Genomic DNA, 8403 nt, shown 5'->3' on the forward strand with positions numbered 1-8403 from the left:
GTTGGGTCATGGTTGAAGCTCCTAAGGAAGGTGGATGAAACTTGCATCTCTCATGCCTTGGTCGGGCGTTGAGGTGATGTGTTCATCTTAGGGAGCGCACCCCAACAGAATCCGGACAGCCAGATGACATTGTTGTTAAGAATCTGCGTGAATTGGAGCGCGAGTTGGTGGACGTGCGCGGGGGACGAATGCGGAGGACGGAGGACCAACCACACGGGTAGACAGAAGTCACCGGTTGCAGAAAAATGTGCGCTCTTTATGGTGGCCCCAGACAATCGCCGAGCCAAGGTGGCGGAGCAACTCCAAAGACCGGCATTCTCCCGTGTTTCGGAACTCGGGATTCGTTATCTGCCTTACAGCCAACTGGAGCAGAACCACGCGTCCATGAGCCGCTTTGGCTCCAGCATCAAGCCATTGCTGGAGATTTCACAGCGGTTGTAAGTCTTCTGCCTTATGCCTTATGCCTTATTTCTCCTCCATGGGTTGGGCCGGCTGGCATGGGCAGGCGGATGAGTTTTGCAGGGCCGACTGAATAGGCGCTTCCTCGGCGTCATTCCTTGCAGGCCTTCATCTCCGCCTCGAAGCGCTGCTTGCGCAGTTGGTTCAGGTAGGGCGTAGTCAAGGCACGCGGACCATGGTCGAGCGGCAGGATCAAGGGCTGGGGCGGGCAGTCGCCACGGCCGGTTTTGGCGGCCTCGGTGGCATCTCGCGTGCGCGTGGCCTCGGCCTCCTGGCCGGCCTTGCGGCCTTGCTCGATAGCCTGAAAGTCAGGGCCGGCCAGGACCGGCAAGGTGGCGCCCAGCATCAGCGCGCCGGCGAGGGGGTAGATCAGCTTGTTCATGATGATTCCCTTGGTATGCGAAAAAGGGGGCTTGAGCTGCGTGAGGGGAACAAAGTGCCTTGACGGCGGCCTATTGATCCGGCACGGTTTATTGCAGAGTCCCGATGCCGTTCAACTTGAGCCCGTCGAGGGGCTTCGACACCTCAGCCCGAGCAAGGTTTACGAATAAAGCCTGCCGGATCAATAGTTGTGCGCCTGCATGCTCCAGCCCACCACCTGGCGGCTGAACAGGTCGATGACCGCTGCCAGGTACACCCAACCTTCGTCGGTGGCGATGTAGGTGGTGTTGCCACACCAGAGCTGGTCGGGTGTATCGGGATTGAAACGTCGCTGTACCAGGTCCGGGGCCACCGGCGGGGCTGTGGCGGCTGTCCGTGGTCACCACAAATTTGTGCTGGGTCTTGGCCCGGATGCCGTGCTGCTGCATCAAGCGGCGCACACGTTTCCTGCCCACCCGGATGCCACGGGCGAGCAGTTCCTTGTGCATGCGAGGCCAATCGCATCAAGCTCGCCTTCTTCGAAGTTCAAACTGCTTGACCAAGCCATAAATAGCGGGAATTACTGCCAGCGTGAGCACGGTCGAAGAAATCATCCCGCCCACCATCGGGGCAGCGATACGACTCATCACTTCCGAGCCGGTGCCGGTCCCCCACAGGATGGGCAGCAGGCCCGCCATGATGGCAACCACGGTCATCATCTTGGGGCGCACCCGTTCGACTGCGCCTTCCATGATGGCTTCGTAGAGGTCGGCCACGCTAGGCTCCTTGTTCTCCGATCGGCGCCGTGCCTGAATTTCTTCCCAGGCATGGTCGAGATAGATCAGCATGATGACGCCCGTCTCTGCTGCCACCCCGGCCAGTGCGATGAAGCCCACCGCGACAGCCACCGACATGTTGTAGCCCAGCCACCACATGAGCCAGATACCCCCCACCAGGGCAAACGGCACCGACAGCATGACGATCAAGGTTTCGGTCAGGCGCTTGAAGTTCAGGTACAGCAGCAGGAAGATGATGAGCAAGGTGACCGGGATGACGACCTTCATCTTCTGCACCGCGCGCTCCATGGATTCGAACTGGCCGCTCCAGGTGGCGTAGTAGCCGGGCGGGAACTGAACTTGCTCGTTCACGGCCTTGCGGGCGTCTGCCACATAGCTGCCGATGTCCCGATCACGGATGTCGACGAAGATGTAGGCAGACAGAAGCGCATTTTCAGTGCGGATGCCGGGTGCCCCCTTGGCGACTTCCACGCGCGCCACCTGTCCCAGCGGGACCATGGCGCCATCCATGGTGGGTACCAGCACTTCACGGGCGATCTGCTGCGGGTCGGCGCGCAGCTCGCGCGGGTAGCGCACCGTCACGCCAAAGCGCTCGCGGCCTTCCACCGTGGTGGTCACCATTTCGCCGCCCAGGGCCGTGCCAATGACGTCCTGCAGCTCTCCTACCCCCAGGCCGTAGCGTGCCAGCTGCGCCCGGTCGGGTTCAATATTGAGGTAAAAGCCCCCTGTGATGCGTTCCGCGAACGCCGAGGTCGTTCCGGGCACCTGCTTGACCACGGTTTCGATCTCGCGCGCCAGGCGTTCCATCTCGCCCAGGTCCTTGCCGAAGACCTTGATGCCGATGGGCGTGCGGATACCGGTGGACAGCATGTCGATGCGCGCCTTGATGGGCATGGTCCAGGCGTTGGACACGCCGGGGAATTGCAATGCCTTGTCCAGTTCCGCGATGAGCTTGTCGGTCGTCATGCCGGGGCGCCATTCGGACTCGGGCTTGAGGTTGATGACGGTCTCGAACATCTCGGTCGGCGCCGGGTCGGTGGCGGTGTTGGCGCGCCCAGCCTTGCCATAGACCGATACCACCTCCGGGAAGCTCTTGATGATTTTGTTCTGCGTCTGCATCAGCTCGGCCGCCTTGGTGATGGACATGCCGGGCAGCGACGCGGGCATGTACAGCAGCGTGCCTTCGTTGAGCGTGGGCATGAACTCCGAGCCGAGCTGGCTGGCGGGGTAGAACGACACGCCCAGCACGATGATCGACGTGGCAACCGTCAGTTTCTTCCACCGCATCACGGCGGCGATGATGGGACGGTAGATCCAGATGAGGAACCGGTTCACCGGGTTGCGTGCCTCCGGCAGGATGCGCCCACGGATGAACAGCATCATCAGCACGGGCACCAGCGTCACCGACAGTAGCGCGGCACCGGCCATGGCAAAGGTTTTGGTATAGGCCAGTGGCGAGAACAGGCGGCCTTCCTGCGACTCCAGCGTGAACACCGGCAGGAAGGACACGGTGATGATGAGCAGCGAGAAGAACAAAGCCGGGCCCACCTCCTTGCAGGCGGCAATCATGGCTTCCACGCGCTCGGTGTTGGTGTGCTCCTCGGGCAAGCGTTCCAGGTGCTTGTGCGCGTTCTCGATCATGACGATGGCCGCGTCCACCATGGCCCCGATGGCGATGGCGATGCCACCCAGGCTCATCAGGTTGGAGTTCATGCCCAGCAGGCGCATGGCGATGAAGGCGATCAGCACCCCCACGGGGAGCATCAGGATCGCCACCAGGGCCGAGCGCACATGCATCAGGAAGACCACGCAGACCAGCGCGACGATCAGGCTTTCTTCGAGCAGCGTGCGCTTGAGCGTGTCGATCGCGCGGTGGATCAGGTCGGACCGGTCGTACACCGCCTCGATGGTGACGCCCTGCGGCAAGCCGCTTGATACCTCTGCGATCTTTTCCTTCAGGTTGTGGATCACCTCCAGCGCGTTCTGGCCGTAGCGCGCCATGGCGATGCCCGAGACCACCTCGCCCTCGCCGTTGAGTTCCGTCAGGCCCCGGCGCTCGTCCGGCGCCAGTTCCACGCGGGCGATGTCGCGCACCAGCACCGGCGTGCCCTTGTCGGCCTTGACCACCAGGTTCTCGATGTCAGACACGCCGCGCAGGTAGCCCTTGCCGCGCACCATGTACTCGGTCTCGGCCATCTCCACCACGCGGCCGCCCACGTCGCGGTTGGAGTCGCGCACCACCTGCGACACCTTGGCCAATGGAATGCCGTAGGCGCGCAGCTTCACCGGGTCGACGGTGATCTGGTAGGTCTGCACAAACCCGCCAATGGATGCCACCTCGGCCACGCCATGGGCCTTGGTGAGCTGGTAGCGCAGGTACCAGTCCTGCAGCGTGCGCAGCTCGGCCAGGGTCTTGTCCTTGGCCAGCAGCGCGTACTGGTAGACCCAGCCCACGCCGGTCGCGTCCGGGCCGATCTGCGGCGTCACGCCCTTGGGCATGCGCCCCGCCGCGAAGTTGAGGTATTCGAGCACGCGCGAGCGGGCCCAGTAGATGTCGGTGCCATCCTCGAAGATGATGTAGACGAACGAGGCGCCGAAGAAGGAGAAGCCGCGCACCACCTTCGACTTCGGAACCGACAGCATGGAGGTGGTCAGCGGATACGTGACCTGATCTTCGACCACCTGCGGGGCCTGGCCCGGATACTCGGTGTAGACGATGACCTGAACGTCCGACAGGTCCGGCAGCGCGTCCAGCGGCGTCTTGAGCACGGCATAGACACCGCCAACAATGACGAACAGGGTCGCCAGCAGCACCAGGAAACGGTTTCTCCCCGACCAGTCGATGATCTTCGCAAGCATGGTGTCTCCCAAAAATCAGTTGTGGCCGGCGTGAGGGTTAGCCGCAGCCTTGCCCAGAGGCTTGACGGCGGTAATCACCCATTCGCCCTGACCGCGTTCGAGAAACTCGAATGCCACCGCTGCGCCGGGCTTGAGCTCTTTCAGCAAGCCGCTGTTGGCGACCTTGAACTCCATGGACATGGCCGGCCATTTGAGGCTGGCCACCGGGCCATGCGCCAGGGTGACCGTGGAGGTTTTGGTGTCAACCTCCTCCACCGTGCCTTCGGCCTGGTGGCCCACGCCGGTGACGGCCTGGGTACTGGTGGAACCCTCCGTGGGGATTTGCGCACCGTGCCCTGCATGTCCCAGGCTCCCGACGGCAGCCTTGAGGTTGCTTTCCGCATCGATGAGGAAGTTGGCGGCCACCACCACCATCTCGCCATCCCGCACGCCCTCGATGATTTCGATGCGGTCCTCGCTGCGCGCGCCGACCTTGACTTCGCGGGGCTCGAAACGCCCCTCCTTGAGTTGCACCAGAACGATCTGCCGTGTTCCGCTGTCGATGACGGCCGACGTCGGCACCGTCAGGACGGCCCCCTTCGAGGTGGCGGGCAGTTCCACCTGGGCAAACATGCCCGGCTTCAGCAGTCCGCCTGGATTGGCCAATTCAACCCGCACGGGCACGGTGCGGGTTTCCGCCGTGAGCGTGGGATAGACGTAGGTGATGGAACCGGTGAATACCTTGTCCGGGTAGGCGTTGATGCGAACCGTGGCCTTTGCCCCTGTTTTGACCATGCCGATGTCCTGCTCGAATACATCGGCTATCACCCACACTGAAGACAGGTTAGTGACCTGGTAGAGCGCGTCGCCTGGCATGAAACGCATGCCCTGTACCGCCTTTTTCTCGGTCACGATGCCTGCCACCGGCGAGCGAAATGTGAGGGTGCGGCGCGCCGTGCCCGACTGAGTCAGCGCCTTCACCTGCTCGTCCGAAATATCCCAGTTGCGCAGGCGCGTCAGGCCCGATTCGGCGAGTTCTCGCATTCCTTTCTGTGTTTCCACGCTGGCGCCCTTCAAGGCGTCGAGCCCTTGGGCGGCAATCGCATATTCGCGTTGCGCCGACACCAGCTCTGGGCTGTAGACCTCGAACAACGGCTGGCCCTTGCCCACGGCCTGGCCGGTGGCGTTGACATGCAAGCGTTCGACGTAGCCCTCGAACTTGGGGGTGATGGCGTAGGTCAGGCGCTCGTCGGGTTCGATGCGGCCTGCCGCGCGCACCATCTTGTCCAGGTTGCGCAGGCTGACAGCCTCAACGCGCACCCCGAGCTTCTGAACCTTGTCGGTGCTGATCTTGATCTGGTTGGCGCTTCCGGCTTCCGGTTCCTGATCGCCCTCGTAGACGGGGATGTAATCCATCCCCATCGGGTCCTTCTTGGGCGTGGGGGACGTATCGGGCAAGCCCATCGGATTGCGGTAATAGAGAACCTTGCGCTCCTTCTTATCGTTTGCCGAAGCAACAGTCGATGTCGCCTGCACTGATCCATGTGCAGCGGACTGGCGTTGCCCGTACCAATAGCCGCCTCCCGCAGCCAGTGCCGTGGCGGCCAGCACGAGCGCGCCCACCTTGATAGTTGTTGTCATAGATCTTCTCCCACGATGCGCTCGATGTCTGCCAGGCGAATCTGCGCCGCGACTCCTGCTTTGACTTGATTGAGTTTGGCTTGTCGTATCTGTCTCTGTGCATCCAGCAGGGTGGCGAAATCCACCTTGCCCGATTCGTAGCCTGCCAAAGCCGACCGGAACGTCAGCTCCGACTGGGGTAGCAGGCTGTCCGTGGTCAACGCCAGCGTACGGCGAGCCGCATCCAGGCCCGCCAAGTTTTCATACAGATCCGCCAGTACTTGGTTGGTGGCCGCTTCGCGGCGCGAGCGGGCGGCATCCAGCATGGCCTGTGCTTCCTGCTCCTGTGCGCGCCGGGTGTCCTGCTGCAAGGGAATGGTGACCTCGACCATCAACTCCCATTCCCGGATCGACTTACCGTACTGGATGGGTGACACCCCCACCGCAAAGTCCGGATAGCGGTTCTTGTAGGTGAGTTCACGGTTCTTTTCTGCAGCCTGGATTTGTGACTCCTCGGTTCTCAGCAGCGGATTGCTGGACCGTGCACGCTGCTCCAGGACATCAAATCGCATGGTCTCAGGCGCCGGAAGTGTGCGAATGCTCTCTGGCGTAGCCAGCATCTCGCTGGCAGGGCGCCCCACGAGCGCTTTCAGCTTGGCCTGCAACTGACTTCGCTCTGCTTCGAGTGCAATCAATTCGTTGCGCATGGTGGTTTGCTCCAGCTGCGCACGAATCACGTCCTGCTGCGCGGCCAGGCCACCGGCGTAGCGCACCTGGGCGACTTTTTCCAGGCGAGTCATCAGGTCCAGGATCTCCCTGGTCAGCCGCTCGTTCTGGTCCAGATAGTAGAGTTGGGCGTATGTCGTCTTGATCTTGGTCGCTAGTTCACTCCAGGTGCCAGCCACTCGCCCTCGAGCCGCCTCGGCCTGCAATTGGGCCGATTCACGCTTGAGGCCCCGTTTCCCAAACCACGGCAATTCCTGTGTGAGCAGGTATCGCGTGCTGCCCACACGCCCTGGCAGCAGCGTCGGGTTGCGCTCGCCCATCCGGGTAAGGTCACGAAGTTCCATGCTGAACTTTGGATCCGGCAAGGCACCCGCGGGTACGACACGCTCGGCAGCGGCATCGGCATCAAAACGCATGCTTGCGATTTCGGGGTTTCGCTCCCAGGCCGCTTGCAGCAACCCTTCAACACTCGACCCAAGCTTGACCTCCTGCGCGTAAACCATCGAGCTCAGCGCGAGAGACACCATTACCACACCCAACGACAGGCGATTCCTCATAGGCATCATGACCTCCCCCTTGGCGCACGCAAAGCGGAATTCAACCGGTCAATTACTTCGGCCCAGTCCGCGTCTTCCAGAAGTTCTTCGCGCAACAGAGTCGCCTGAGATGGTGTCCAGAATGGCGCATCGGCCAGCAGCACATCGGCCGGCAGTGGAGCGTGGGCCTCCAAGAACTCCCCGATGCCTGCCGCGTCCATGCGCAGACCAAGCTGGGAAAACAGTTCAGAGAAGCGATGAAATGACTTTTCCATAGCGGTGGTCCCTATTGTTCAAACACAAAAATAGGACTTACGCAAAATTGTTCCAGTAAGGCGCTCTGACGCAGACAGCGCAAGCGCACGGCAAGGAAGAGCAACGCCGCTGGGGCGATTTTGCGTAAGTCCTGAAAAATTCTGAAGACGTGGTCGGTGGAGGCTCACGAAAGCGTCAGGCTCAGCGCCAAAATGACCGCTCTGCAAGCCATCCCACCCTCTTTCACTGAAATCCAGGGTGTTGCACTTCGTATTTGAGTCCGCCCACCGCGTGCGAATTCACGTTGTGATTATGCAAGCCCGAGACTGACGGGAAAATGTTTCAAAAATTACATTTCTGTCAGGTAATTTTTGGGGCGTGACCTATCAGGCTGCTGAAATCCCGAGGTTAGCCAGGCCGACGCGCGATCCCACAGAATGGATTCAACGTGCTCTGCTCGAGCCCCAATTGGGGGCTATCAACCCGGGGAGTAGAGACGCAGACGCTCGGAGCGTTCGGCAGGTGACTCGCTCAGCAGTTCGTTGATTACTTGCTCACGCGTCTTGCCAGAACTTACATCAGGTGTGCGGATGGGGTAGTTGCTCTCACCATAAGAAAGGCGGCCTTGCCGCATCGCAGCCTCGGTCTCCGCCTTGACTTGGGCGCGGGTTTTCTCGCTCTTGAAGTGTTCCGGGTGAACGATTACGCCCTTTTCATTGTTGGCAGGATGCTCGTAGGCTGCCGAAGCCATCCCTGGAAGGCCCAGAGCAACTACTGCGGTTGCGGCTGCGATCATGGAAGAAAGGGAGAGG

At 61.5% G+C, this 8403-nt stretch carries 6 protein-coding genes and 2 pseudogenes; 1 reads left to right on the forward strand and 7 read right to left on the reverse strand.

Features of this window, described 5'->3' with window-relative positions; genetic code table 11:
• Positions 1 to 246: 246 nt before the first annotated feature.
• Positions 247 to 441: pseudogene (locus tag QZ709_RS21320) on the forward strand (type II restriction endonuclease); the annotation flags it as partial.
• 109 nt (positions 442 to 550) lie between these two features.
• On the opposite strand, the gene QZ709_RS13145 reads toward QZ709_RS21320, so the two are convergent.
• The 7 genes and pseudogenes from QZ709_RS13145 to QZ709_RS13175 form a co-directional block, all read right to left on the reverse strand.
• Entirely contained in the window at positions 551 to 841 is a 291-nt protein-coding gene (locus tag QZ709_RS13145) for a hypothetical protein (protein ID WP_207375602.1), read from the reverse strand.
• A 195-nt stretch (positions 842 to 1036) separates the two neighbouring features.
• A pseudogene (locus tag QZ709_RS13150) lies at positions 1037 to 1337 on the reverse strand (IS3 family transposase); the annotation flags it as partial.
• A gap of 6 nt (positions 1338 to 1343) precedes the next feature.
• Positions 1344 to 4475 (reverse strand): efflux RND transporter permease subunit, encoded by a 3132-nt coding sequence (locus QZ709_RS13155; RefSeq protein ID WP_207375329.1) that lies wholly within the window; start codon positions 4473 to 4475, stop codon positions 1344 to 1346.
• A gap of 15 nt (positions 4476 to 4490) precedes the next feature.
• The gene (locus QZ709_RS13160; RefSeq protein WP_207375328.1) at positions 4491 to 6095 is read right to left on the reverse strand and encodes an efflux RND transporter periplasmic adaptor subunit; all 1605 of its coding nucleotides are present in this window, start codon (positions 6093 to 6095) and stop codon (positions 4491 to 4493) included.
• A complete protein-coding gene (locus QZ709_RS13165; RefSeq protein WP_207375327.1) occupies positions 6092 to 7366 on the reverse strand; it encodes a TolC family protein in 1275 nt (424 codons plus the stop codon). Before QZ709_RS13165 ends, QZ709_RS13160 begins: the two co-directional genes overlap by 4 nt.
• Positions 7363 to 7611, reverse strand: a complete 249-nt coding sequence (locus QZ709_RS13170; RefSeq protein ID WP_066697057.1) for a DUF2789 domain-containing protein — start codon at positions 7609 to 7611, stop codon at positions 7363 to 7365. Before QZ709_RS13170 ends, QZ709_RS13165 begins: the two co-directional genes overlap by 4 nt.
• A 458-nt stretch (positions 7612 to 8069) precedes the next feature.
• Positions 8070 to 8403 (reverse strand): DUF4148 domain-containing protein (locus QZ709_RS13175; protein WP_294637733.1); only part of this gene is annotated, 334 nt, incomplete at its 5' end.

It is taken from the genome of uncultured Aquabacterium sp., assembly GCF_913773725.1.
Classification (GTDB): domain Bacteria; phylum Pseudomonadota; class Gammaproteobacteria; order Burkholderiales; family Burkholderiaceae_C; genus Aquabacterium.